Annotated in this window: 1 protein-coding gene; it reads left to right on the top strand. The window is 41.3% G+C overall.

From position 1 onward, the window contains the following. Positions 1-29: 29 nt before the first annotated feature. Positions 30-247, top strand: a 218-nt coding sequence (locus SB773_RS33825; protein ID WP_410594851.1) for a cytochrome P450, incomplete at its 3' end; no start/stop codon positions are given.

Genomic DNA, 247 nt, shown 5'->3' with positions numbered 1-247 from the left:
ATGCACGTGATGCCGAAGACGGATTAGGAATGACCAACCATCAGGTACGTGATGAGTTAATGACCATTTTTCTTGCAGGTCATGAAACGACAGCAAATGCTCTTTCTTGGGCACTGTACGCACTTTCAATGAATCCTGAAATTCAATCTAAGCTTTTCTGTGAAGTGGATAGCATAATTGGTCGTAGGACACCCAGCCCTGACGATTTCATGAAATTACCATACACTCAAAATATCATACAAGAAAC

It is taken from the genome of Bacillus sp. SIMBA_074 (assembly GCF_046534555.1).
Classification (GTDB): domain Bacteria; phylum Bacillota; class Bacilli; order Bacillales; family Bacillaceae_G; genus Bacillus_A; species Bacillus_A mycoides.
This window is presented reverse-complemented; position numbering and strand designations above follow the sequence as displayed.